This window comes from Mesorhizobium sp. M6A.T.Cr.TU.016.01.1.1 (assembly GCF_003952585.1).
Classification (GTDB): domain Bacteria; phylum Pseudomonadota; class Alphaproteobacteria; order Rhizobiales; family Rhizobiaceae; genus Mesorhizobium; species Mesorhizobium mediterraneum.
Map to the genome: position 1 here is coordinate 5,093,214 of NZ_CP034452.1, position 24,992 is coordinate 5,118,205.

General features: G+C 62.8%; 17 protein-coding genes. 10 read left to right on the top strand and 7 right to left on the bottom strand.

Annotated features, from left to right (window positions below):
• The first annotated feature begins 17 nt into the window (after positions 1 to 17).
• Both EJ075_RS24770 and EJ075_RS24775 read left to right on the top strand, forming a co-directional pair.
• Positions 18 to 572: an RNA polymerase sigma factor gene (locus EJ075_RS24770; RefSeq protein ID WP_126107445.1), complete on the top strand. Its 555-nt coding sequence runs from the start codon at positions 18 to 20 to the stop codon at positions 570 to 572.
• Positions 573 to 574: 2 nt separating this feature from the next.
• Entirely contained in the window at positions 575 to 2,689 is a 2,115-nt protein-coding gene (locus EJ075_RS24775) for a VWA domain-containing protein (RefSeq protein ID WP_126106113.1), read from the top strand.
• Positions 2,690 to 2,856: 167 nt separating this feature from the next.
• Here EJ075_RS24775 and bmt read toward each other — a convergent pair whose 3' ends face one another.
• Both bmt and EJ075_RS24785 read right to left on the bottom strand, forming a co-directional pair.
• Positions 2,857 to 3,873 carry a betaine--homocysteine S-methyltransferase gene (bmt, locus tag EJ075_RS24780; protein ID WP_126106114.1) on the bottom strand — a complete coding sequence of 339 codons (1,017 nt, stop codon included), beginning with the start codon at positions 3,871 to 3,873 and terminating at the stop codon, positions 2,857 to 2,859.
• Positions 3,874 to 3,963: 90 nt separating this feature from the next.
• Entirely contained in the window at positions 3,964 to 4,806 is an 843-nt protein-coding gene (locus EJ075_RS24785) for a helix-turn-helix transcriptional regulator (RefSeq protein WP_029351899.1), read from the bottom strand.
• Positions 4,807 to 5,035: 229 nt separating this feature from the next.
• Here EJ075_RS24785 and EJ075_RS24790 point away from each other — a divergent pair, with 229 nt between their 5' ends.
• The 3 genes from EJ075_RS24790 to EJ075_RS24800 all read left to right on the top strand — a co-directional run bounded on the left by EJ075_RS24790 (position 5,036) and on the right by EJ075_RS24800 (position 8,876).
• Positions 5,036 to 6,046 (top strand): fatty acid desaturase, encoded by a 1,011-nt coding sequence (locus tag EJ075_RS24790; protein WP_164547179.1) that lies wholly within the window; start codon positions 5,036 to 5,038, stop codon positions 6,044 to 6,046.
• Between the two features lie 82 nt (positions 6,047 to 6,128).
• Positions 6,129 to 6,950: a PhnD/SsuA/transferrin family substrate-binding protein gene (locus EJ075_RS24795; RefSeq protein WP_126106115.1), complete on the top strand. Its 822-nt coding sequence runs from the start codon at positions 6,129 to 6,131 to the stop codon at positions 6,948 to 6,950.
• Between the two features lie 93 nt (positions 6,951 to 7,043).
• Positions 7,044 to 8,876: a hypothetical protein gene (locus EJ075_RS24800; RefSeq protein WP_126106116.1), complete on the top strand. Its 1,833-nt coding sequence runs from the start codon at positions 7,044 to 7,046 to the stop codon at positions 8,874 to 8,876.
• A gap of 12 nt (positions 8,877 to 8,888) precedes the next feature.
• Here the strand turns inward: EJ075_RS24800 and EJ075_RS24805 are convergent, their stop codons facing one another.
• The 5 genes from EJ075_RS24805 to EJ075_RS24825 all read right to left on the bottom strand — a co-directional run bounded on the left by EJ075_RS24805 (position 8,889) and on the right by EJ075_RS24825 (position 16,716).
• A complete protein-coding gene (locus tag EJ075_RS24805) occupies positions 8,889 to 10,208 on the bottom strand; it encodes a Xaa-Pro peptidase family protein (RefSeq protein ID WP_126107447.1) in 1,320 nt (439 codons plus the stop codon).
• A gap of 66 nt (positions 10,209 to 10,274) precedes the next feature.
• Positions 10,275 to 11,804, bottom strand: coding sequence for a glycosyltransferase family 39 protein (locus tag EJ075_RS24810; protein ID WP_245458004.1), 1,530 nt, complete (start codon positions 11,802 to 11,804; stop codon positions 10,275 to 10,277).
• A 115-nt stretch (positions 11,805 to 11,919) separates the two neighbouring features.
• Positions 11,920 to 14,493, bottom strand: a complete 2,574-nt coding sequence (locus EJ075_RS24815; protein ID WP_095486690.1) for an FAD-dependent oxidoreductase — start codon at positions 14,491 to 14,493, stop codon at positions 11,920 to 11,922.
• Positions 14,490 to 14,975: a DUF559 domain-containing protein gene (locus EJ075_RS24820; RefSeq protein WP_126106117.1), complete on the bottom strand. Its 486-nt coding sequence runs from the start codon at positions 14,973 to 14,975 to the stop codon at positions 14,490 to 14,492. Before EJ075_RS24820 ends, EJ075_RS24815 begins: the two co-directional genes overlap by 4 nt.
• A gap of 163 nt (positions 14,976 to 15,138) precedes the next feature.
• The gene (locus EJ075_RS24825) at positions 15,139 to 16,716 is read right to left on the bottom strand and encodes a trimethylamine methyltransferase family protein (RefSeq protein WP_126106118.1); all 1,578 of its coding nucleotides are present in this window, start codon (positions 16,714 to 16,716) and stop codon (positions 15,139 to 15,141) included.
• A 251-nt stretch (positions 16,717 to 16,967) separates the two neighbouring features.
• Here EJ075_RS24825 and EJ075_RS24830 point away from each other — a divergent pair, with 251 nt between their 5' ends.
• The 5 genes from EJ075_RS24830 (at position 16,968) to EJ075_RS24855 (ending at position 24,902) form a co-directional block, all read left to right on the top strand.
• Positions 16,968 to 18,143, top strand: a complete 1,176-nt coding sequence (locus tag EJ075_RS24830; RefSeq protein ID WP_126106119.1) for an MFS transporter — start codon at positions 16,968 to 16,970, stop codon at positions 18,141 to 18,143.
• A gap of 111 nt (positions 18,144 to 18,254) precedes the next feature.
• On the top strand, positions 18,255 to 19,418 hold the full coding sequence (locus tag EJ075_RS24835) for an MFS transporter (RefSeq protein ID WP_126106120.1): 1,164 nt from the start codon (positions 18,255 to 18,257) through the stop codon (positions 19,416 to 19,418).
• A gap of 85 nt (positions 19,419 to 19,503) precedes the next feature.
• Entirely contained in the window at positions 19,504 to 21,573 is a 2,070-nt protein-coding gene (locus tag EJ075_RS24840; RefSeq protein ID WP_126106121.1) for a prolyl oligopeptidase family protein, read from the top strand.
• A 221-nt stretch (positions 21,574 to 21,794) separates the two neighbouring features.
• On the top strand, positions 21,795 to 23,174 hold the full coding sequence (locus EJ075_RS24850) for an aspartate aminotransferase family protein (protein WP_126106123.1): 1,380 nt from the start codon (positions 21,795 to 21,797) through the stop codon (positions 23,172 to 23,174).
• A gap of 903 nt (positions 23,175 to 24,077) precedes the next feature.
• Entirely contained in the window at positions 24,078 to 24,902 is an 825-nt protein-coding gene (locus tag EJ075_RS24855; protein ID WP_126106124.1) for a methyltransferase domain-containing protein, read from the top strand.
• Positions 24,903 to 24,992 lie beyond the last annotated feature (90 nt).

Sequence of the window (24,992 nt, forward strand, 5' to 3'; positions counted from 1 at the left end):
TCGTCCAACAGGCAATGATGGCGATGATGCTGGATGAAAGCGAAGCCTCCGACGCCGAATTGATCGGGCGGGCGAAGGGCGGAGACAGGAGGGCTTTCGGCAAATTGCTCGAAAGGCACTATGACTTCGTCTATCGCGCCGCCTATCGCTGGTGCGGGAAAAAGGCCGATGCCGAGGATGTCGCCCAGGAAGTCTGCGTCCGGCTTGGCCGGGCGATCCGCGATTATCATGGCAGCGGCGCCTTCACCACCTGGCTCTACACCATGACGCTGAACGCGGCGCGCGACATGATGCGCAAGACCGCCCGCGAGGCGCTCAAGACCGACGCCTACGGCGCTTACGCACTGATCTCGGGAGAAGCCGAGCCTGAAGATCCGACCGAGGCGCTTTGGGCGGCAGTGCGGATGCTGCCGGGCAAGCAGCGCGACGCGGTGCTGCTCGTCTATGGTGAAGGGCTGAGCCACGCAGCCGCTGCCGAGGCGATGGGGATCTCGGAGACGACGGTTTCCTGGCACATCCATGAAGCGAAGAAACGGTTGAAGACGCTCGTGCGTTCAGCCGGGGAAGTGTGATCATGGTCGACGACAACGAACTCAAGAGGCTGCGCGACATCGCAGCACCGGCACCGGGTGCCGAGGCGAAGGCGCGTGCCTTCGAGGCTGCCATGCGCGCCTACGACCTGGACGAAAAAACTTCACCTGCCACCCAAGGATCGGCGAACGGGCTTCGTCTCACAGAGCGAGCACAAAAGCTCTGGAGCGAAATCATGCAAAAGAAACTCTTCGCCACGCCGGCCATTGCCGGGCTCGTCGCCCTGCCGATCGCCGGATACGCCACCATCTATATGCTGCAGCAGCAGCCGTTCCATTCCGGCGGGGACGAGAAGATCACCGAAACGCTGGCCGACAAACCAGCGGCTAAAGCGCCGGCCACGGTGAGGCCGCTCACCGTGGCCGAGGCCGACAAACAGAAGAAAGCTGATGTCGACGCCGAAAGCCGCGCCGCGGCCGAGGCGCTTGCGCCGGCATCGCCGCCGAAGCCCGAGTCGAATGCGCTTGGTGGCCTGGTGCAACAGGATATGCTGGCTCGCAATGCGCCCGAGCCCTCGCCTCGCGAGGCGCTGGCTGGCGGTTCAAGTGCCACGGCTCCTGCAGTCGATGGCGCCGCGCAGATTGGCCGTGTGCCCGGTACTGTCGCCCAATCCAGGTTGATGGCTCAGCCTTCGACCGCACCAGCCGATCAGATGCTGCTGCCGGAGCAAAACCGCGACCGCGTCGAGGATTTTAAGACCAATCCGGTGCGTGCCGCGCTCGAAGACCCGGTCTCGACCTTTTCGATCGATGTCGATACGGCCTCCTATTCCTTCGTGCGCCGTTCGCTGAGGGAAGGTGTTGTGCCACAGGCCGACACGGTCCGCGTCGAGGAGATGATCAACTACTTCCCTTACGACTGGAAAGGACCGGACTCGACCTCGACGCCGTTCAACTCGACCGTCAGCGTCATGCCGACGCCATGGAACGAGCATACCAGGCTGATGCATGTCGCCATCAAGGGTTTCGACGCCAAGCCGGCCGAGCAGCCCAAGGCCAATCTGGTGTTCCTGATCGACGTGTCGGGCTCGATGAACGAGCAGGACAAGCTGCCGCTCCTGCAGTCGGCCTTCCGGCTTCTGGTCAGCAAGTTGAGGCCCGACGACACAGTCTCGATCGTCACTTACGCGGGTGACGCCGGCACTGTCCTGGAGCCGACCAAGGTCTCGGAGAAGGACAAGATCCTCAATGCCATCGACACATTGACGCCCGGCGGCTCGACGGCCGGCGAGGCGGGCATCAAGGAAGCTTACCGGCTGGCGCAGAAATCCTTCGTCAAGGACGGGGTCAACCGAGTGATGCTGGCCACGGACGGCGACTTCAATGTCGGCCAGACCGACGATGACGATTTGAAGCGGCTAATCGAGCAGGAACGCAAGACCGGCGTGTTCCTGTCGGTGTTCGGTTTTGGCCGCGGCAATCTGAACGATCAGATGATGCAGACCATCGCCCAGAACGGCAATGGCACCGCTGCCTATATCGACACTTTGGCGGAGGCCGAGAAGGTGCTGGTCGAGGATGCGTCCTCGACGCTGTTCACCATCGCCAAGGACGTGAAGATCCAAGTCGAGTTCAACCCGAACAAGGTCTCGGAATACCGGCTGATCGGCTATGAGACGCGCGCCTTGAACCGCGAGGACTTCAACAACGACCGCGTCGATGCCGGCGAGATCGGGTCCGGCCATTCGGTCACCGCGATTTACGAGATCACGCCGAAGGGCAACGGCGGCGAGAAGATCGATCCGCTGCGCTACGGCCAGGCGTCGGTGAACAATGGCGGCGTCGCCAACGCCGACGAATATGCCTTCGTGAAGATCCGCTACAAGCTGCCGAACGAGGATGCCTCGAAGCTGATCACCACGCCGGTGACATCAGCCAACGAAGTGGCTGATTTCAACCAGGCCAGCACCGACCAGCGGTTCTCGGTTGCCGTCGCGGCGTTCGGCCAGAAGCTGCGCGACGAGGATGCGACCGCGAAGTTCGGCTACGACAAGATCGTGGAGATTGCCACTGCCGCCCGGGGAGCCGACCCGTTTGGGTACCGCTCCGAGTTCCTCTCGCTTGTGCGCCTTGCCTCGGCGCTGGGCGGCAATCGGTAGTGGCGATGATGGCCGGTTTTCTTCAGATGGGATCATTCTGATACGGGATAACCGACCCACGGGCGGGTGCGGCAGGCCGGCAGGGGAAACCTTGCCGGCCTTTTTCAACATTGTAATTCCGACATTGGTCGTGACGCCTCGACGAAAGTGCCGGGTAGCCGAAAGCGTCAGGCGCGGCTGCGCCGGCGCTCGCGGCGGGCTTCGCTGGTCTCGGCTGTGTTGACCGTGGCCTGTTTGTTGCGCATCGGACCGATGCGCTCGACGATTTTCTCGACGGTCGGGCGATCCGACTTGGTGTGTGCGTCGAGCGCCTTGCGCATGGCGGCTAGGTGAGCGAACGAGGTGCCGCAGCAACCGCCGACGATCTTGGCGCCGGCATCGACGGCGAGCCTGACATAGTCGGCCATCAGTTCGGGCGTGCCGGAATAGTGGATTTCGGCGCCACGGAATTCCGGAATGCCGCAATTGCCCTTGACGATCACCGTCGCCTCCGGCTTCGCCTCGGTCATGTCGAGCAGCGAAGCGAGGATGTCGGAGGCGCCGACACCGCAATTGGCGCCGACACCGAGCGGCGCCTGCGACAGTCCATCGGCGACGCCATGGATGTCCTTCGGCAACAGCCCCATCATGGTGCGGCCGGCGGTGTCGAAGGAGCCGGTATAGGTATAGGGCAGGCCGACGCGGATGGCGGCTTCGGCGGCGGCGCGGATTTCGTCCGGCGCCGACATGGTCTCGATCCAGGCGACTTCGGCGCCGCCGGCCTTCAGGCCCTCGATCTGTTCGGCAAAGGCCTCGACTGCCTCGTCATAGGTCATGGCGCCGAGCGGCACCAGCAACTCGCCGGTCGGGCCGACCGAGCCCGCCACGATGACCTTGCGGCCGGCTGTATCGGCGACGGCGCGGGCGATCTCGGCGGCGCGCTTGTTCAGCGCATGCACGCGGTCCTGCGCATGGTGCAGCTTCAGCCGGTGACGGGTGCCGCCGAAGGAGTTGGTGAGGATGATGTCGGCGCCGGCATCGACAAAGTTCTGGTGCAGGCTGGTGATGGTGTCCGCCGCGGTCTCGTTCAGCAACTCTGGAGCCTCGCCGGCCTCGAGCCCCATGGCGAACAGATTGGTGCCGGTGGCGCCATCGGCGAGCAGAACGCCCTTTTCGGCAAGCAGCGCGTCAATCGGGTTGGTCATTGGAAATACGCCTTCCGGGGAACTCTTTGTCGAGATAAGGATATAAAGAACTCTTTATATGGCGTCAATGTCGACGCGAGAAACAGGCCGTCAAAATCGCATCTCTGCCAGCCTTTGCGTGAAGCTGGCTGCTTCATGCGCGTTGATGTCGGCAGCGCGGATCAGATTGTCGAAATGGCTGGTCAGCGTGCGGACCGGCTGGGTCGCATTCAGCACCAGATACATGTCGCCGACATAGATGGCGGCGCGATAAGGTCCGAAGATGGTGTAGGGGATCGAATAGCGCATCCGCCCATCATAGAGAAACAGGCGGAAAGTGGGATAGAGATCGTCGAGCAGCGTCGCCATGTGGAGAAGCTGCTGGTGGCGGTCGGCCTCCGGGAAACGGTCCCACACGCCTAAGCCTCGCGCAAAAATCTCCAGCGTGTGGCGCGGCATGCAGACTTCCATGTCGGTTTCCGGCCGCCGGTTGTAGTCGATGCGGTACTGCGTCTCACCGGCCTGGGCCTCGCGGCTCTTGTTGGCGATGCCCGCTTCGTAGTCGACCAGCGCCTCGGTGCGCAGAAGGTCGGGAATGCCGGCCGGCACGTAACGGATTTTCGTGCCTGCGGCCTCGGCATGCCACCTTGCCAGCAGCGTGCGGTCAAAGCCATCGGGCGCTTCTTCGATCTCCAGGCTCTCGCGGATTTCACCGGTGACGCCTTCGTCCTGGCTGAGGCCGAGCAGCCAGTCGAGCGATACCTTGAATTCGGCGGCGATGTTGAGCAGCGTTTCGGCGCGAGGAAGGCGTGTCGAGGCGCCGGACAGCAACTGCGAAAGCGCCGAACGGTCGATGCCTACCGCCGTCGCGAAGGCGGACTGGTTCAAGTCGGACCGTGTCAAGAGCATTTTCAGGCGCTCCCGAAAGATCGTCGACAGGTCGCGTTTGTCCATATCGTCATTCCGGCCATTGGGAGGAAAAAAATCCGCCGAAGCCACCGAAGTGGCACCTTAGGCGTAAATGAATCCTCCAACTTGTTTACAAAATATAACATATGCGGCTGAAAATGCGCAATCGCAACATCTTGTGCGCTTTGTCGCGTTGCAGCGATTCAACGCTCCTGACACAATCCTGTCAGGAATCAAAAATGATTCCGGCGACTGGAAGGGCAGTGGTCGATCCATGACGAGCACGAATAACAGACGACGCAATGCACCGGCCATCGAATGGCCGACCGTGTCTCTGGCGTTTTTCTGTTACGGCACCTGGCTCGTCGCCGGCTCGCTCATCTGGCCATCGTACCCGCTGTTGGCGCTCGCCGTTCTGGCGTTGGTCGCCGCACTGCAATCCTCGTTGGCTCACGAAGTCCTGCACGGCCATCCGACCCGCAATGCACAGCTCAACGAAGTTTTCGTCTTCCTGCCGATCGGCCTCGTCTGGCCGTTCCGCCGGTTCAAGACCATTCACCTGCGCCACCATGCCGACGAACGGCTGACCGATCCGCTGGACGACCCCGAAAGCTACTACAAGGCGCTGTGGCACCATGACGAGTTGCCGCCGGCAATGAAATTCCTGCTGAAGATCAACAACACGATGGTCGGCCGCTTCGTGCTTGGCCCGTGGCTCTCCTGCATCGGCTTCTTCATCGACGATGCCAAGCAGATGCTTGCCGGCGACACTGCGATCCGCAAGGCGTGGCTGCTGCACGCGATTGGCTTGGTCATCGTGCTGCCCATCGTGCAGTTCGGCTTCGGCATCCCGTTGTGGCTCTACATCCTGGTGCCGGTGTGGCTCGGCCAGTCGCTGATTTCGATCCGCACTTTCGCCGAGCACCAGTGGTCGGAGCATCCGGAAGGCCGCACGGTGATCGTCGAGCGTTCGCCGCTGTCCTTCCTGTTCCTCAACAACAATCTGCATTTCGTCCATCACAAGAGCCCGACGGTGGCCTGGTACCGGTTGCCGAAGCTGTTTGCCGACCGCCGTGACGAGTGGCTGCGGATGAACAATGGCTATGCCTATCCGAACTATTTCGCGCTGCTCAAGGCTTATGCGTTCAGGGCTAAGGAGCCGATCGTTCACCCCGTGCTGCGGCGCGCGCCGGAACCAGGCCGGGCGTTCAAGCCGCGCGTCAGGGCGCGCAGCCTCAATGGCCTTGGCAGCGCGCCGGTGCCGGCCGAGCCGCCGAAAGAATGAATTTTGCGGCATCGCCGCGGCGATAGCCAGGTGCGCGTCAATGGTCTCGTCAGTTTCTCAGCGTAACGATCAAAGTCCCGGCATGAGCGATTTCGTTGCCGCCTTGCCGATGTATGACTGGCCCGAAATGCGGAGCGAGGTCGATGCCCAATGGGCACGGCTGCGTGATGCCTTCCGGCAAAAAGGCATCGGCGCGCCGCAGACCATCGCTCGCGTCAATGCCGATCTGCGGCCTGTAGAAGGCGGCATCCGCGACGCCGCCGGAAAGGTTATCGCGCCCGATCCGGCGACGCTGCCGCCGGACGAACTGGATTTTCACGGCCTCTGGCTGCATCCGGCGCTGCTGTTCGCGCAGACCTGCTGGGGGCCGATGGAACTCGGCCTGTCGACGCATGTCCAGGTGATCGGCCAGCCGAATTACGATGCCTTCGAGGGCGGGCAGGGCGAACTCTATTCGAGCGCGCTCGTGATGCGGGCAGGTGAAGCGCCATCGGTTGGTTCACCGTCCGAAGGCAGCCCTCTCATCCCGCTCGATATTCTGCGTGGCAAGCACTTTACCTTCAACAGCCTCGATTCGATGTCCGGCTTCATCGGGCTAACGCGCGACCTGGAAGCAATGGGCGAAAGCCTGGACATCTTTACGGCGCGCAGCGAAAGCGGCGGCCACCGTGCCTCGATCGTCGCCATCGCCGAGGGCCGTGCCGATGTCGCGGCCATCGACTGCAAGAGCTGGGCGCTGGCGCAACGCTTCGAGCCAGCGGCGCAAGCGGTGAAGGTCGTTGGCTGGACGGGAAGGCGAAAAGGCCTGCCCTTCATCACCGCCAGAACGACACCGGAGCCGGTCAAGAACATCCTCGTCGACCTGCTGATCTCTCTCGGAGCCGTCGGCACAACCGTTCGCTAACTCTGATTGGCAATAGATCCGGGCCTGGGCTGATCTTTACGCGACCGTCACCATGTGCGCGCAACCTGCGCGTGACTTCGCGGGGACAGCACCATGGCGGTGGCAACCATTCCGAGATGGACATTTCGGACCGTGCTGCTGGTCCTGGGGCTGGCGGCACTGCCATGTCTGCTCTTGCCGCAGATAGCCATCGTCGCGGCGATCAGCATCGTCGGCATCCCGCTCGCCCTGCTGATGGCGCTGATCCCGCCGGTGTTCCTGTTCCTGCTGTTGACATGGGCAATCAGCTTCGGGGTCCCGGGCCGATTAAACTGGTTGACGAGCCCGCTGATCGCGGTGGCACTGCTTGCGGTGCCGCCTTTCCTGATCAACAGGTCAATGGACCGGACCACGATGGCGCTGGTATCGGGCGACAACGACCGGATCGTGCGGCCGTTCCGGGCCGAGACGCTGGCGGTTCGCTCCGATCGGACAGCCTTCTGGACAAAGACCCAGACCCGCTGTGACGATTTCTGCATGCGTGCGCTGCTGACACGCAGCGCCCGGCGTATCATGGTAATGAGCTATCCCGCGGAGATGCCGGAGCCGGACTTTTCCTCCATCGCCCGGACCTTCCACATGGAGCGCCGGGCGTCATGTCCGCCAGTCGAGCTTGCCGATGTCCGCCTCCTTGATCTCGAAAAGAGTCCCACGGCGCGGAACGCACCCAAGGCTTCGGAGCGCATGCGGCTTGAGATCGCCAAGGGCAATTGCCTGATCGAATCCGAGGCGCCACTTGCCGAAGCTGACACGGTGGTCAGCGCCGGGCAGATCAAGCGTGGGGTGAACGACTACCAGGCAGGGCTCAATCCGACCGCCGATACAATCGCGGTCTACCGCATCTCTGTGCACAACAAGGACGGAGCAACCTTCTCCGAGGTCTACCGATGGACCGGCGTTGCTTCCTACCGGCTGCTGCCGCTGCTTTTGCCAAGCTATGTGACCGGCTATCAGTTCGATATTCGCATCGGCTTCCCGAGAACGCTCGACCTTACCCACATCGTCCAGTTCGCCGACCGGCCCGATTGGAGCGCATTCGTAACCGGCACGCTCGGCATGGAGCTTACGCTGCCAGCAGTCGACGACTCGAACGATGCGGCCGCGGTCCTTGCCGCAAAGCTCAGTCAGCCGGGCCCCATCGACGCCGTCACCAACTCGCTTGCCAATGATTTCTTTGACAGGCTGCGCGGTAGGCAGACTGCGTCGCAGCCCGATGTCGACCTCGCCATAGCAGCCCTGAACGACCGCCGGCTGGGCGTTCCAGACAGCGTCTTCGCAGCAGCGAAATATGCGAAGGACGTGGCGCCCGAGAGCATGGCGCGGCTTGCCGACGCGCTTTTCGCGCGGCTTTTCGAAATCGATATCAAGGTAAGCAAATTCGGCAACATCGAAGCACCGCAAGCTGGGCGCCTGGCCATAGCTATCCAGTCCCTGCCCGATCAAGTGATCCCGGAGCATCGTGCCGACCTCGAAAGGCTGGCAAAGGATACGCCCCGGCGCGTCGCCGCTTTTCAGGCTTTGACCAGGCTTTCCGTGTTCGGCGCCGACGCCATCCCGACGATGCTCTATCTGATCGACGACGCGGCGCTGCAGCCGCTCGACAAGGGCAATTTCTGGCAGCATTCCTATCTGGCAGGAGTGCAAGGCCTCTGCCGCCTCGGCGAGCGAGGCGCTCCCGCCATCGAGCCATTGCTGGAGCGTATCCGGGCGGGGATCATCCCGCTGCATGCCAGCTATGGCGACTTGGCGATCAACACGTTGGCCGGCATGGGCGCCGACAAGGATACGCTCCTGCAAGCCTTTCCGGCCAAGGATCGGAACTCCAATCGAGCGCGGTTCGACCGCGTTTTCGACAAGGCCAGGCGCAAAATCGACTGCGGCTACTGAGCTTTCCGCCCTTCAGCCGCCGAGCAGCCGCTCGTCGAGCGGGTAGCTTGAAAGCTGCTCGTTGCCGGTTTCGGTGATCAGGATCTGGTCCTCGATCTTGACGCCTTCGCGTCCGCCGAGCCGGCCGATGTAGCTCTCGACGCAAAGCACCATGCCTGACACAAGCACGCCGTCGGGCGTGTCGTCGGTCCAGTCGATCGCATGCGGCAGCGTCGGGTATTCGTCGGCCAGGCCGACGCCGTGATAGAGCACGCCGTAGCGCGTCGGGAAGCAATCACCAGGCGGCACCGCCGATCGCTCGACTAGGTCGCGGAACGAAGTGCCCGGCTGCATCAGGCCAATGTTGTGGGCGATCTGGTCGGCGGCGGTGCGAAACAGGTCGCCTTGCTCGGTGGACGGCTCGGTTTCGCCGCAGAGCCAGGTGCGCGACAGGTCGGCGCAGAAGCCGTAAGGGCCGATCAGATCGGTATCGAAAGCGACGAGATCGCCGGCTTCGATCATTCGCGACGAGCATTCCTGGAACCACGGATTGGTGCGCGGGCCGGACGTCAAGAGCCGGGTCTCGACCCATTCGCCGCCACGCGCAATGTTGCCGCGGTGGAGTTCGGCCCATAATTCGTTCTCGGAAATTCCTGGCCGCAACGCTGCTTCCATCTCGCCCATAGCCGCCTCGCAAGCGACGATCGACCGGCGCATGGCCAGGATTTCGTCGGGCGATTTGATCAGACGCGCATTTTCCATCAGCGCTTCGCCATTGCCGATGGAGATGCCGAGGCGGGCGAGTTCCTCGACGCCCTCAGGATTGATGTGATCGACGGCGATGCGGCTGATACCGCCGCCATGTTCCCTCACCAGATCGGCTATGCCGGCCGCCCAGCGGCGGGTCTTCTGCTCGGTCAGCTCGCCGCTATAGAGATACATCCACGACACAGCCGGCCGCACCTCGTCGACGACGCCGGAGTGGTCGGAAAGGTGCTCGCAGGAGAAATAATCGAACAGCACCACCGGGCCTTCGGTGGCAACGAAACAATGCCTTGTCGGATTGTGCGTGACCCAGAGCTGCATGTTGGTCGAGTCGGTCGCATAGCGGATGTTGATCGGATCGTAGAGCAGGGCTCCCGCATAGTCGCGGCGCTTCAGCTCGGCGCGGATGCGGTCGAGCCGGTACTGACGCATGGTGGGTAGGTCGGGAGCAGCAACGCCGGCGGCTTGCCACTCGGCTTCCGCCAATGCACCGTAGCCAAGCAGATGCTGGTTGAGTGCCGCCGCCTTCTCCCGCGACTTCAGGCGCAACGCGTCGATGGAGCCCGCGTCGTCCGGCTCGAACGGCATGATCTTGCGGTGGCGACCGAACCGTCGCTCGACGCCTGGCTCGCTCACTTTCCTATACTCCCGATCTCAATTGGTGGCAGGAGCATTGGCATCCCGCTTTTTCAATTTGACGACGGTCACAAGCCTGCCGTCGCTCGAACCGAGAAATTCGGGAACCCTGAGGCTGCGGCGTTCATTGTCCAGGACGAAACCCGCCTGGCTGATGCGGTCCAGGATTTCCGGTTCCGGGCTTGGCCTGTCGAGCCAGATCAGAACGGCGGGCTCCTGCAGCAACGCGGCGAAACCCGGCACCTCTTCTCCGAGGACGACAAGGTCTGGGTCGACGAGCCTGAGATTGCCCACCCAGTGCCAGTCCGACATGACCGTCTTGACTGCGCCATCTGCGGTCAGATCATGATACAGCGTCGGGTAGTCTAGACGGACGACGCGTCCCTGGCCCTTTCCGCCATAGACCTGATAGGCCCATGTCGCCGGCAAGATCAGTATGGCCAGTGTGGCTGCAACGGTGACGGTGAGGTTTTGCGCCGTCCTGCCTTTGGCGCCGAGGGAGTCCATGCGGGCGGCGAAGGCGGCAGGCAAAAAAAGCAGGACCGGCAACAACCAGCGCGCCTTGAATGTTGTGGCGCCGCTGGCGATCACCAGGACAATGGTGATGCAGAGCCCGAAGCCGAGAATGCGCCACAATAGTTTTTCCGAATCTGGAAGCCGTAGGCGGAGCGTCGATGGACTGACCCGTCCCGCCAGCATCGCCACTGCGAAAATCACGACCGGCAAGATGGCAAAATTCATTACGGCATCGCCAAAGCCGATGATGCCTTTCAACGCGACGAGGAAAGCACCGTCGCCTTCATTGATGCCGAACTTGTAGCTGCGCGCCAGCAATTCGCTCGGATGCGTGGCGGTCCAATACAATGTCGGCAGGCAGACCAGCAGCGCCACGGCCATGCTGATCATGATTTGCGGACGCAGGATGACCTGGCGGGTCTCGCGCAGCGATAAGGTCGCCGCCAGCATCGCGGCAATCAGGAGGAAAAGATTGTATTTCGCCAGCACAGCCGCACCGATCGCCAGGCCGAACAAGGCATAGGTCAGCAGCGACTTGCGCTGCAGAAGCTCGACGAGCGCAAGCAGCAGCAGCCCCGAAAAACAAAAGGCGGCAACGGTATGCGATAAGGTGTGCTGCATTTCCCAGACCAGCTGAGGAAACAGCAACAGACCTAGAATGGAGGCAACTGCGGTGCGCTGGGAATAGCCGAGTTTGCACACCGCGACGAAGACCGACGTCAAGGCCACGAAAATCAGGGAATACTTCAGTAGTTTAAGCGCGAAGATGTTGGTTCCGAAAACCGACGACGTCAACCAGCCGAGCCAGGAGTAAAGCGGCGGCTGCGAGCCGCCATAGCCGGCCCACAAAAACCGCATATACATCAGCTGTTCGGAGTCATCGACACCGACCCCGGTTCCCGCCCACAGGCTCGCCAGCGACAGCACGACGACCTGTGTGCAGCAATAAAGCGCGACCAACACGATCGCCGCGGGGAAACGGCCGATCCTGCCCTCGGCAAGCCATTCGGCCCATTTCATCGAATACTTCAAGGAGTTCTCATCGCCCGTGCCAGTTGCACCGGCTGCGCTAGCATGAGACCGTGCCCCGCACAATGTTGTAGCAGCCTTGGGATGGGCGGCGGCCTTGGGCAGCAACCCTGACCGCCTATGCCCGCATCTTCTCGCCACTCGGATCGAAAGGCGGCTCGACATTGATGCGGGCCGGCCGCCGGTGTCCGAGGATTTCAATCTCGAACAGTCCGGCGCTCTCGTTCTCGGCCAAGGCGGCCGGCACATAGCCCTGCGCCATCGATTTCTGGACGTAATGCGCATAGCCGCCGGAGGTGATCCAGCCGACCACGCGCCAGTCGCCGTCGACGATGCCGCGCACGGCCGAGGCGCCTTCCGCGGCCCTGGAGCCGCGCACTTCCTTGCCTGATATATCGAAGCGTGGCGCGCCATAGCCGTGCGGCTTTTCGACCGTGCCAAAATCCTTGCCGCCGACCTTGGCCCAGATCGGCTCGTCGCCCATCACGTCAGCATCCGCGGCATCTACGATGAAGGAGACACGGCGCCGTTTCGGCCCTTCTGTCTGTTCCTTGGCCGCCGCTTCGCGCCCGATGAAGTCGTTCTTCTCCAGCTTGATGAAGCGATCCATTGCTCCTTCGAACGGCCCGTAGATCGGGCGCAGCTCGCGAAACCAGGTCGGAAAATTCTTTTCCAGGCGCATCGAGAGCAAGGCGCGCATGCCGAAATCGACAAGGCCAAACTCTTCGCCGGCATCCTTGATCGCCTTGTAGACAAGGCGCTGGTAGGCCGGCGCCATCCAGATCTCGTAACCGAGATCGCCGGTATAGGTGATGCGATTGACCATGCAGGGCGCGCCGCCGACCGCCATCTCGCGGAAATCCATGAAGCGGAAAGCCTTGGTCGAGACATCCACGTCAACAAGCTTCTGCAGCAGATCGCGCGATCTCGGCCCGGCGATCGAGAGGCCGACAAGCGTCTGGTCGAAGCGGTGGATGCGGACGCTACCATCCCTCGGCAGGTGCTTCTCGAACCAGCGCATATGATATTTCTGCGCCGCCGACGAGCTCCAGATCATGAAGCGCTCTTCACCAGCCTTGGCGATGGTGAAGTCGCCGATCAGCCTGCCGAACTCGTTCAGCATCGGGGTCAGCACGATGCGGCCGATCTTCGGCATGCGGTTGGTCATCAGCCGGTTGAGGAAATCTTCCGATCCCGGCCCGGACACTTCGTATTTGGCGAAGTTGGCGATCTCGGTGACGCCGACCCTTTCGCGGGTCGCACGCACTTCCTCGCCGATCGGCCCGAAATCGTTGGAACGGTGGAACGAAACGATATCCTTCGGCTCCGTGCCTTTCGGCGCGAACCAGAGTGGCGTTTCGAGGCCCCACGAATCGCCCATGACGGCATTGTTGGCCAGCATCGTGTCGTAGAGCGGCGTCGTCTGAGCCGGGCGAGCAGCCGGCAATTCCTCGTTGGGAAAGCGTATGGAAAAGCGGCGCGAATAGTTTTCGCGCACCTTGGCATTGGTGTAGCGCAGGCTCGCCCATTCGCCGAAGCGAGCGACGTCCATGCCCCAGACGTCGAAGCCGGGGTCGCCATTGACCATCCAGTTCGAAAGCGCCAGCCCGACGCCGCCGCCCTGCGAGAAACCGGCCATGACGGCGCAGGCGCACCAGAAGTTGGTCAGGCCCTGCACCGGGCCGACCAGCGGGTTGCCGTCCAGCGCGAAGGTGAAGGGGCCATTGATGATCTGCTTGATGCCGGCCTTCTCGATGCCGGGGAAATGCTTGAAGCCGATTTCGAGCGACGGCGCGATGCGGTCGATGTCGGGCTGCAGCAGCTCGTGGCCGAAATCCCATGGCGTGTTGACTGGAGACCACGGCTTGCAGGCCTTTTCATAGGTGCCGAGCAGGATGCCGTTGCGTTCCTGGCGGGTGTAGATCTCGCCCTTGAAGTCCATCACGCCGATCATCTCGCGGCCGGTCGACTTGTTGAATTCCTCGACCTCCGGCATCGGCTCGGTCAAAAGGTACATATGCTCCATGGCCAGCAGCGGCAGCTCGACACCGACCATGCGGCCGATCTCGCGCGCCCACAGGCCGCCGCAATTGACGACATGCTCGGCCTTGACCGTGCCTTGCTCGGTGACGACGTTCCAGGTGCCGTCGACTTCCTGCGTCAGCTCGACGACCCGGTTGCGCAGCACGATCTCAGCGCCGAGCTTCCTGGCCGCCTTGGCATAGGCGTGGGTGGTTCCGGAAGGATCGAGATGGCCTTCGACCGGATCCCACATGGCGCCGACGAAATTCGTCTCGTCCATCAGCGGGAACATCGCCTTGGCCTCCGACGGCGTGATCAGCTCGGTGTCCATTCCGAGATAGCGGCCCTTGGCGTGGGCAAGGCGCAAAAAGTCCATGCGCTCGGGGGTGTCGGCCATCATCACGCCGCCGGTCAGGTGCAACGAGCAGGACTGGCCGGAAAGCTCTTCGATCTCCCTGTAGAGCTGCACCGTATAGGCCTGCAGCTTGGCGACGTTGGGATCGCCATTGAGCGTATGGAAGCCGCCCGCTGCGTGCCAGGACGAGCCGGAGGTGAGCTCCGAACGCTCGATCAGCATGATGTCGGTCCAGCCGGCCTTGGCCAGATGATAGAGCACCGAGCAGCCGACGACGCCGCCGCCGATGACAACCGCTTTTGCATGAGATTTCATGAAGATAGTTCCGTTTTTGAAGAGATTGAATCGAGTGAGCGGGGCGTAAAAATAAAGCGGAGGTCGGATACAGCGATGTCTTCGGCCAGCCTGCCATCAAGCGCGGCAAGGATGGTTTCACAGACGGGAGTACGATGTTTCAGGACGTCATGGTTCCAAACACGCAGGATCGAATAGCCTTGGGCGCGCATGAAATCGTCACGGCGGCGGTCATATGAACTGCCGGCATGTTGGTGTCCATCGACTTCAACGACAAGCCATTTTTCGCGGCAAGCAAAGTCTGCAAAAAAGGGGCCGATGGAGAACTGACGCGTAAAGCGGTAGCCGCCAAGCTTGCGCGCCTTTAGTTCAAGCCAAAGCAGTGCTTCCGCCTGATTGCCCGCTTGCCGAAGGCTACGCGCTCGCTTCGTTGTCCCTGTTTTGCGGCGACTGCGCGTTTCATGAACGGCTTCCCCCACTCCGTCGCCGCTTCGCGGCGCCACCTCTCCCCCCTCCGGAGGGAGAGGAAGGGTGCCAGCCGGAATCGCTTCGCGCCCTTCCTCTCCCCCGTCGATCGGGGGAGAGGTGTCGAGCGTAGCTCGACGGAGTGGGGGTCGACCGTTCATCAAATCCATACAAATGATCAGTTCATCAACGACACAATCATCAAAAATCGGTCGGCGCGCCGCCTTCGGACCGGCGTTTCTCGACGAAGGCGTTGAGCTCCTCGCGGATAGCCGGGTCCATGTAGGGCTCTTCATAGGTCGCCAGCCGCTCCTTCCAGACCCGATTGGCTTTTTCGATAGCCGTCGGCGATCCGGCTTCCGCCCAGGTCTCGAAATTGCGCCAGTCGGAGATGATAGGCGAATAGAAGGCGGTCTTGTAGCGGTCCTGGGTGTGCTGGGTGCCGAAGAAATGGCCGCCCGGACCGACCGACTGGATGGCGTCGAAGCCGAGAGCCTCCTCGGAGAGGTCAAGCGGGGTCAGGAATTCCGCCATCATCTGCAGCAGATCGATGTCCAGAATGGTCTTCTCGTAGGAGCAGCGCAGGCCGCCTTCCAGCCAGCCGGCCGCATGCATCATCAGATTGCCGCCGCCCTGGATGGCGCCCCATAGCGAGAACACGCTTTCATAGGCGGCCTGCGCGTCGACTGTGTTGGCGGCGCAGGTGTTGGAGGTGCGGTAGGGGATGTTGTAGCGGCGGGCGAGCTGGCCGCCGACCAATTGCGCCTTCATGTATTCCGGCGTGCCGAAGGCCGGCGCGCCGGACTTCATGTCGACATTCGAGGTGAAGCCGCCATAGCCGACGGGCGCGCCTTTGCGCACCATCTGGGCGAATGCAATGCCGGACAGCGCTTCGGCATTCTGCTGCACCAGCGCGCCGGCGATGGTCACCGGCGCCATGGCGCCCGACAGGGTGAACGGCGTCACGATGACGACCTGGCCCTTGCTCGACATCTGGATGATGCCTTCCATCATCGGCACATCGAGCTTGAGCGGCGAATTGGTGTTGATGATGGTGAACACCGACGGCTCTTCGAGAAGCTGCTCGTCGCTGATGCCGCGCGCGATCCTGGTGATCTCGATGCCGTCAACATTGCGTTCCTTGCCGAGCGAATAGATGTGGAACACCTTGTCGGTGAGCACGCTCAGATCACGGATGCATTCGAGGTGCCGGACGGACGGATGGATATCGATCGGCTCGACCGGATAGCCGCCCGTGCAGTTCAGGATATTGTGCATCTGCGCGAGCTTGAGGAAGTTGCGATAGTCCTGCTGGTTGCCCGGCCGGCGGCCGCGGTCGATGTCGGAACAATTGGGCGCCGACGCCATCATCGAGATGATCAGATTGTCGCCGCCGAAGCGCACATTGTGCGCCGGATTGCGGGCGTGGATGGTGAACTCCGACGGGCAGTGCGAAACCAGCTCGAGGATCATGTCGCTGTCGAAGCGGACCCGCTCACTGCCGTCGCGGACATCCGCGCCATGCGCCTTCATGATGCGCCTTGCCTCGTCATGCAGCACGTCGACGCCAATTTCACGCAGCACGCGCAGCGAGGCGAGGTGGATCGATTCCAGCTCGTCGTCGGAGACCAGCTTCGTCGGCGTCAGCGGGATTTTCAGCTGACGGAAAGGCGGCTGCTCGAACGCCGCCGCTGCGCCGGCACGTTTGCCCGCGCGGCCGCCGCGACGGGCGCGATCGTTTGCCAATGCCGGTTCGGCGGGATGAAGGGCGGCGGTCATGACAAGCCTCGTACGCTGCGACAGTGCGGCGGCATAATGGACCGCCGGCCGTCCCGCCATTGCGGAGGCGGCGACCACTAGGACGAGGGAAGCGACATGCCGGAAGGGCAGCTGACCGATCGTTGGGCACACGCACGGGGCGGATGACGTGGCGCAGGAGATTTGCCCGGGCGGCCCTTCCTTTTCCCAGGCCGAACCGCTAGCCGGGTAGCTTGCCGACCCCGAGGGTGGGCGATTCACAGGGATGGCGGATGGTCGCGACCGGTTCGAGCGATGGCGAGGCGGCAACGCAGTGGGCAGCGCTTGCCGGCGTCACAGCCGCTCTGGCCATGTTCGGCGCCGCGCAGGGGCTTAGCTATCCGCTGTTTACGCTGTTGATGCAGCGGCAAGGCATGTCTCCGGCGCTGATCGGTCTTTCCGCGGCGATGATGCCGGTTGGCCTCATACTGTCGGCTGCGTTCGTGCCGGCGGCCGTCCGCCTGGTCGGCGCGCGCAACCTCGCCGTCGGCTGTTCGCTGGCCGGCGCGCTCTGCTTCCTGACGATCGGCTATCTGCAGGATTGGGTGGCGTGGTTCATCATCCGCTTTCTCGTCGGCGTGGTCATCAATCCGCTCTATGTGCTTGGTGAGGTGTGGGCGCTGTCGCTGGCGCCGCCGACGCGCCGCGGCCGGGTGATGGGGGTGTTCAATACGCTGCTGGGCGCCGGCTACGCGGCGGGGCCGCTGATCCTGATCACGGTCGGCACATCGGGATGGCCTCCGTTCGTCGCGGCGATATCAGGCTTTGCGCTCTGTGCGCTGATCCTGCGCGCCGTCTCGTCCAAATTGACCGGTTTCGAGGATGACGGCCAGGTCTCGGGCGGCATCGTAGGCTTCGCCAAGCTGGCGCCGGCGCTGCTGCTGGCGGTCCTGGTTGCGGCCGCGGTCCAGCAGAGCACCTATGCGCTGATGCCAGTCTTCGGCACCGGCTACGGCTTGCCGGAAGCGACGCTGGCGGCTCTGGTGACGGCGCTGTCGGCCGGCAATATCCTGCTGCAGATTCCGCTTGGGCTGATGGCCGAGCGCTTCGGCGGCCGGGCGATGATCGTCTTTTGCGCGCTGGCGACGGCCGCTTGCGCGCTCTCGCTGCCGCTCCTGATCACGACGCCGTTGGTCTGGCCCGTGCTGGTGGTGATGGGCGCAGTCGGCTACGGCGTCTATACAATGGCGCTGGTCGAGCTAGGCAGCCGGTTCAAGGGAACCGCACTCGTCGCCGGCAATGCAGCCTTCGCGCTGATGTGGGGCGCTGGCGGCATTGTCGGCCCGCCCGGCGCCGGCGCGCTGATGCAGGGGATCGGTCCGCTCGGCCTGCCGGCGGTGATCGCCGGCCTCGATGCGCTGCTGATCGCGTTCGCGCTCTACAGGTCGTCCGGACGCCGGAACCGTTGAGCCGGCGATCCGTTGGCGCAAATGGTTTTTGCTGGCCGGCCCTTTCTTTCGCGGAACCGGACCGGTAGCTGGGTGACTCGCCGAGCAGATCTCCAATGCAGGGATGGCAGAATGATTGCGACCGGCGCCAGCGGCAACGAAACGGGAATGCAGTGGGCGGCGCTCACCGGGGTGATCGCGACCGTCTCGGTGTTCGCCATCGCGCAGGGGCTCTCCTATCCGCTGCTGAGCTTCATCCTGCAGCGACAAGGCATCTCGCCGGCCATGATCGGGCTGTCTGCGGCGATGACGCCGGTCGGCTTCATCGTCTCGTCGCCGCTCATCCCGGCGCTGGCGCGCCGGTTCGGGGCAGGGCGCACGGCGCTCACCTGCGCAGCACTTTCCGCGATCATGCTGGCGCTGATCGGCTGGACGCAAAATGTCTATCTGTGGTTTCCGCTGCGCTTTCTGATCGGCGTGGTGACCAATCCGCTCTACGTGCTGAGCGAGATATGGGTGATCGCGCTGGCGCCGCCGGCGCGCCGTGGTCGGGTCATGGGGATCTATTCCACCATCATTTCGGCAGGTTTCGCGGCCGGCCCGCTGTGCCTGCTTGCCGTCGGCACTGAAGGATGGCCGCCGTTTCTCGTCGGCATCGTCGCATTCGTTTTTTGCGGCGCCTGCCTGGCGCTGGTGCTGCGACGGCTGCCGAAGGTCGATGAGGCCGGGCACCGGGTTTCGGTCATGGGGTTCATGCCGATGGCATGGCTGCTGTTGTCGGCGGTCGTCGTCGCCGCCGGTTTCGAACAGGCGGTGCTGGCGCTTCTGCCGGTCTACGGGACCTATTACGGCATCGCCGAAGCCCGCATGTCGGCGCTGCTGTCGGTGATGATCGCCGGCAACATCGCCATGCAGGTGCCGCTCGGCCTGCTGGCGGAACGGCTGACGGCGCGTCTGGTGCGGTTTATCTGCGTGTCACTGACCGTGCTCGGATGCGTGCTGTTGCCGGTTCTCATCGAGACGCCGCTGATCTGGCCATGCGTCTTTATCTGGGGCGCGGTTTCCTACGGCATCTACACGATGTCGATCATCGAGCTCGGCGAGCGCTTCACCGGCTCGGCGCTGGTCGCCGGCAACGCCGCCTTCTCGCTGATGTGGGGCGTCGGCGGTATCGCCATGCCGCCGCTGGCGGGCGGCGCCATGGATATTCTCGGTGCGGACGGCCTGCCGATCACGCTTGGCGCTATGTGCTTGGCGCTAGCGGTTACAACCGTCATGCGAAGGCGGATGGTGTGACTTCGAAAAGCAGCGGGCGTCTTGAATATCGGAGCCGCTATGTCGATGTTGGCGAGGCCCGACGCCTGATTCAACCGGAGACCACATGACCAAATCAGCCACAAGCAGGCAGCTAAATTCGGCGACCGAGGATCCCTTTCTCTGGCTGGAGGACAGGACAGGCAAGGAAGCACTCGACTGGGTCCACCGTCAGAACGCGGTTACAACAGGTGAATTGCAGGGCGATCCGTCCTATCAGGCCGCCTTCCAGACCGCGCTGGACCTGATGACGGCCGAGGACAACATTGCGGTCGGGTCTGCACTCAGCGGCCATGTCTACAATTTCTGGCAGGACAAGACCAATGTGCTCGGCCTCTGGCGGCGCACGACGGTCGCTTCCTACAAGACCGAGAAGCCGGATTGGGAGACGATCATCGACTTCGATAATCTGTCCGCCAAAGAGGGCGTGAAATGGGTGTTCAGCGGCGCCAGCCGGCTTTACCCCGACTTCAGCCGCTGCCTGCTCAGCCTGTCGCCGGATGGTGGCGACGCCAGTGAGATGCGTGAATTCGACATCGACACCAAGTCCTTTGTCGAGGGTGGCTTTCGCGCGCCCGCCTCGAAATCGGGCTTCAGCTGGCTGGACAAGGACACCGTCATCGTTTCGGCCGCCTTCGAGGAGGACGAAAAAACCCAGTCCGGTTATCCACGCGTGGTCAAGCTTTGGCAGCGCGGCACCAGGCTGGAGGATGCGACGCCGATCTTCGAGGCGCAGAAGCAGGATCTCGCCGCCGGCGGTTCCCTCGAGTTCGACGGCGACAAGCGGCATCTGTTTCTGACCCGGACGCTCGACTTCTTTGCCTCGCACAGTTTTCTGCGTCTGCCTTCCGGCGAGAACAGGCGCTTCCCGCTGCCGGACGACGTCACCGACACGGCGCTGTTCCGGGATCAGTTCGTCTTCGGGGTGCGTAGCCCGTGGACGGCGCCGGATGGCACGCTGTGCCAGCCTGACGGCCTCTATTCGCTGGATTTCGCGCGCTGGATCGAAACCGATGCGTTGGGACCAATCGATGCCGTGCTCGAGCCGGCGCATCGGGTTTCGATCGCCGGCATTGCCCGCACGCAGGACCGGTTGTTCATCAACCTGATGGACAATGTGCGCGGCAAGGTCGTCGTCTGCGAGCGCGATGACGGCCGCTGGTCGCTGAAGCCTGTCGCGCTGCCGGAGAATGGCAATGTCGGCATCGCCCATGCCGAACATTTCGGCTCCAGCGTCTCCTTCTCCTTCACCGATTTCCTGACGCCGAGCTCGATCATCTGGTCGGACGACGATGCTGCGACGCTGACAACAGTGAAATCGCAGCCGGCGCGTTTCGATGCTTCGTCCCTTGTGTCGGAACAGTTCGAGGCACGCTCGAAAGACGGCACCATGATCCCTTACTTCGTCGTCAGGCAACGCGACCAGGACGGTCCGGTGCCGACATTGCTTTATGGCTATGGCGGCTTTGAAGTGCCGCTGCTGCCCGGCTATGCCGGCGTGCGCGGCAGGCTGTGGCTGGAAAAGGGCAATGCCTATGTGCAGGCCAATATCCGCGGCGGCGGCGAGTTCGGTCCGAACTGGCACCAGGCTGCGCTCAAGGCCAATCGCCAGAAGGCCTTCGACGATTTCGCCGCGGTCGCGCAAGACATCGTGAAACGCGGCATCGCCACGCCGGCGACGCTCGGCATCCAAGGCGGCTCGAATGGCGGCCTGCTGACCGGCGTTTCGCTGACCCAGCATCCCGAGCTTTTCGGTGCGGTGATTATCGACGTGCCGCTGCTCGACATGCTGCGCTACACCGAGCTGCCGCCTGGCGCCTCCTGGATGGCCGAGTATGGCGATCCGGCTAAGCCGGAAGACGCCGCGTGGCTGGCGGCTTACTCACCCTATCAGCATGTGAAGACCGACGCTGCCTATCCGCCGGTGCTGCTAACGACATCGACCGCCGACGACCGCGTCCACCCCGGCCACGCGCGCAAGATGGCCGGGCGGCTGCAGGCTGCCGGCCATGCGAAGACGCTGTTCTTCGAGGAGACCGAGGGCGGCCATGGCGGGCGCGGTGATCGCCGGCCGCAAGCGGCACAGGCCGCAATGAAGTATGTTTTCCTGCAACGGGCGCTGACCAGCACCGCTTGAACGGAACGACTTGAACTGATCGCATCAGACGGCATAAGGTGCTGCATGGCTCGGATGGGGACATGTTGCGCGTTTGGGGTGGCGGTGACGCCGTCGCCGCGCACGCTTCGCGCCGAGCTTTTGCGGCTTTGCGCTCGCATCGGCTATTCGCCCCCCGCGCTCCTCTGACGAATCCGCCCCGGCTGCAAAACGCCGGATTGGTTCAAGAGGAAAGATCAGACATGACTTACCAGAATTATTCGCTGAAGCAGCTTCAGCAGATCGATGCTGCGCATCACCTTCATCCGTTCACCGATCACAAGGAGATGCGCGAGGCCGGCTCACGCATCATCACTCACGCCAACGGTCCGTTCATCTACGATTCCGAAGGCACGGAAATCCTCGACGGCATGGCCGGGCTGTGGTGCGTCAACATCGGTTACGGCCGCGACGAACTGGCCGACGCGGCTTACGCCCAGATGAAGGAATTGCCCTACTACAATTCCTTCTTCAAATGCTCGACACCGACGCCGGTGCTGCTGGCAAAAAAGCTGGCGGAACTGGCGCCGAAGCACGTCAACCAGGTGATCTACGGCTCGTCCGGTTCGGAGGCCAACGATACGGCGCTGCGCCTTGTCCGCCACTATTGGGCACTGGAAGGCAAGCCGGAGAAGAACCGCATCATCTCGCGCAAGACCGCCTATCACGGCTCGACCATCGCCGGCGCCTCGCTGGGCGGCATGGAGCCGATGCACAAGCAGCTCAACGGCGCGGTTCCCAACATCGTCCATGTGATGATGCCCTATGCCTACGAGCTGGCTCTGCCCGGTGAAAGCGACCATGATTTCGGCCTGCGCGCGGCCAAGGCCGTCGAGGACGCCATCCTCGAAGCCGGTGCCGACAAGGTCGCCGCCTTCATCGGCGAGCCGGTGATGGGGGCAGGCGGCGTGAAGATACCGCCGATGAGCTATTGGCCGGAAGTGCAGCGCATCTGCCGCAAATACGATGTCCTCCTGATGCTGGACGAGGTCATCACCGGCTATGGCCGCACCGGCGAGTGGTTCGCAGCTCAGACCTTCGACATCGAGCCCGATACCATCACCACCGCCAAAGCGCTGACCTCCGGTTATCAGCCGCTGTCGGCGCTGCTGGTCGGTGATCGCATCGCCGCGACGCTGGTCGAGAAGGGCGGCGAGTTCAATCACGGCTATACTTATGCCGGCCACCCCGTGGCCTGCGCTGTGGCGCTGAAGAACCTCGAGATCATGGAGCGGGAAGGTTTGGTCGATCGGGTCAAGAACGACACTGGACCCTATTTCGCCAAGGCGCTGCAGGAGCACATTGGCGGTCACGATCTGGTCGGCGAAGTGCGCTCGATCGGGCTGATGGGGGCGATCGAGATCGTCAGGGACAAGGCGACCAAGGAACGCTTCCTGCCGGCCGGAAGCGCGGCCGTGCTTGTCCGCGACCACGCAGTTGCGCAAGGCATGATGCTGCGCGCCACCGGCGATACGATGATCCTGTCGCCGCCGCTGATTTGGACGCGCGAGACAATCGACATGGCTTGCGGCCGCATCGCCAAGGCCCTTGATCTGGCCCAAGCGGATTTGGGCAAGCGGTAGGGTAAAACGATCGCCGGGTGTCCTGCAGCCAGACGCCCGGCGTTTGAATGCCGCATTCTGCCGAAGATCTCGCCAGGCGAGGATCGGCCGTGAGTTCGGCAATCAGGTCTCCTACACCCTGAGCACGAACCCCAAGAAGGTCAGCTTCCAGAAGCATTCGATGGGTCATCGACCGCAACATCAATCTGATGCGCGCCGTGTCGGTCCTGCCCCAGGGTCGACGGGCTGTCCTGCGAGTATCAACCGGAGGAGCCGCTCACCAAGGGTCGCTACGAGGAATGCGGCCGCGACGCGCCGTATTTACCTTAACGTGCGAGAAGTAGAGAGACATCGACACGAGGCGCGAAAAAGCAACGCCAATACAGCTGATTGGTTACGACGTAGGTATTCTCGCAGATATGGTATTGGCCGTCCGGGGATTCCTGTACACGGTCCCGTGGGATGGTGAAATTATGCGGCAAATAAGTGTAACCGCCGTCTATCCTGGACCGCACCGAAGACCGAGGTATGGCGCGGCAATCAGAACCACCGCAACACCTGAATTTCGTCTGTGGGTCAATCTTGTCTTCGTACCAATCATGGGCGTTAGCGGCCGTTGCGGCGGCGATACACATTGCCGTGAAGATGAACCTTCGCATGGCATTCCCTCAGGGATTTGGCAGGCGCTGCTCGTTCGAACGTCCTTTTATATTAGCGTTCCGTTAAAAACGCCATTAGCCTCCGACTGACTAACGCAGCTCCAGCAAGCGACGCTCGCAAGGTGTGCGGACCGTCCTAACGATCTGCTCTGTATCCTTGTTTCTATCGCCCGGTTGCTCTGTGACAGATAGGCGCTTTATGATGGCTGCTTGAAGCGCCGATCGGGCCCGTTGTCGGAGCGGCTCATTGTGCGGGAGGGACGCTATGGCCCGGCAGGAGCAATGGCAGCTGGAAGGTAGCGCCGCGGAACTCTACGAGCGCTACCTGGTTCCGGCAATCACAGCCCTGTGGGCTGCCGACCTGGTGGATCGTGCTGCGCCTCGATCTGGTGAGCGGGTTCTGGACGTAGCTTGCGGCACAGGGGTGGTGGCACGCTCGGCGGCCGAGCGTATGGGAAGTGGGCAGGTCGTCGGCCTCGACATCAACACGGGCATGCTTGCCGTTGCTCGATCGCTCCCTAGCGGCGCTGGACCGCGTATTGACTGGCACGAGGGAAGCGCGCTCGAAATGCCGTTCCCTGACGCCACCTTCGATCTGGTTCTTTGCCAGCTCGGACTGCAGTTTTTTCCGGACCGATCGAGTGCGCTGCGTGAGATGTTCCGGGTTCTGCTGCCTGACGGCCGGCTGGCCTTAAGCGTTTTCAGCGCTATTGAGCATACTCCTGCGGCAAAGGCGCTGGCGGATGCCCTGGATCGGCATCTCGGTCCAGGCGCTTCGGCGACGAAACGGTCCGAGCATTCACTCGCCGATGCGGACGAGCTTTACCGATTGGTGGCCGGGGCGGGATTTCGTCAGGTGACCATCCACACGACGACACAGAACATCCGATTCCCCTCGCCAAAGGAATATGTGCGACTACAGCTGGCAGCGACTCCGCAGGCTGGGCTGGTCAGCGGAATGGAGGCCGGACATCGGGACGCAGTCATAGCAGCGATCATGGGTGATCTAAGTTCCTCGCTGGCAATCTATTCAATTGGAGGGGAGCTGACATTCCCCCAAGAGGCTCACGTCTTGCTCGCACGCAAGTAGCGCAGCTGACGCGGCGGTCGTCGACGTAGGTCAGGACCGCCGCTACCAGGCCGACGATCATCTGCCATCGGGGCCGGCGATGCGCCCGAA

Excerpts from the sequence above, each read along its gene's own strand:
- EJ075_RS24770 (WP_126107445.1), top strand. The coding sequence starts at position 18 with ATGGCGATGATGCTGGATGAAAGCGAAGCCTCCGACGCCGAATTGATC.
- EJ075_RS24775 (WP_126106113.1), top strand. The coding sequence starts at position 575 with ATGGTCGACGACAACGAACTCAAGAGGCTGCGCGACATCGCAGCACCG.
- bmt (WP_126106114.1), bottom strand. The coding sequence starts at position 3,873 with ATGACCAACCCGATTGACGCGCTGCTTGCCGAAAAGGGCGTTCTGCTC.
- EJ075_RS24785 (WP_029351899.1), bottom strand. The coding sequence starts at position 4,806 with ATGGACAAACGCGACCTGTCGACGATCTTTCGGGAGCGCCTGAAAATG.
- EJ075_RS24790 (WP_164547179.1), top strand. The coding sequence starts at position 5,036 with ATGACGAGCACGAATAACAGACGACGCAATGCACCGGCCATCGAATGG.
- EJ075_RS24795 (WP_126106115.1), top strand. The coding sequence starts at position 6,129 with ATGAGCGATTTCGTTGCCGCCTTGCCGATGTATGACTGGCCCGAAATG.
- EJ075_RS24800 (WP_126106116.1), top strand. The coding sequence starts at position 7,044 with ATGGCGGTGGCAACCATTCCGAGATGGACATTTCGGACCGTGCTGCTG.
- EJ075_RS24805 (WP_126107447.1), bottom strand. The coding sequence starts at position 10,208 with ATGCCGTTCGAGCCGGACGACGCGGGCTCCATCGACGCGTTGCGCCTG.
- EJ075_RS24815 (WP_095486690.1), bottom strand. The coding sequence starts at position 14,493 with ATGAAATCTCATGCAAAAGCGGTTGTCATCGGCGGCGGCGTCGTCGGC.
- EJ075_RS24825 (WP_126106118.1), bottom strand. The coding sequence starts at position 16,716 with ATGACCGCCGCCCTTCATCCCGCCGAACCGGCATTGGCAAACGATCGC.
- EJ075_RS24830 (WP_126106119.1), top strand. The coding sequence starts at position 16,968 with ATGGTCGCGACCGGTTCGAGCGATGGCGAGGCGGCAACGCAGTGGGCA.
- EJ075_RS24835 (WP_126106120.1), top strand. The coding sequence starts at position 18,255 with ATGATTGCGACCGGCGCCAGCGGCAACGAAACGGGAATGCAGTGGGCG.
- EJ075_RS24840 (WP_126106121.1), top strand. The coding sequence starts at position 19,504 with ATGACCAAATCAGCCACAAGCAGGCAGCTAAATTCGGCGACCGAGGAT.
- EJ075_RS24850 (WP_126106123.1), top strand. The coding sequence starts at position 21,795 with ATGACTTACCAGAATTATTCGCTGAAGCAGCTTCAGCAGATCGATGCT.
- EJ075_RS24855 (WP_126106124.1), top strand. The coding sequence starts at position 24,078 with ATGGCCCGGCAGGAGCAATGGCAGCTGGAAGGTAGCGCCGCGGAACTC.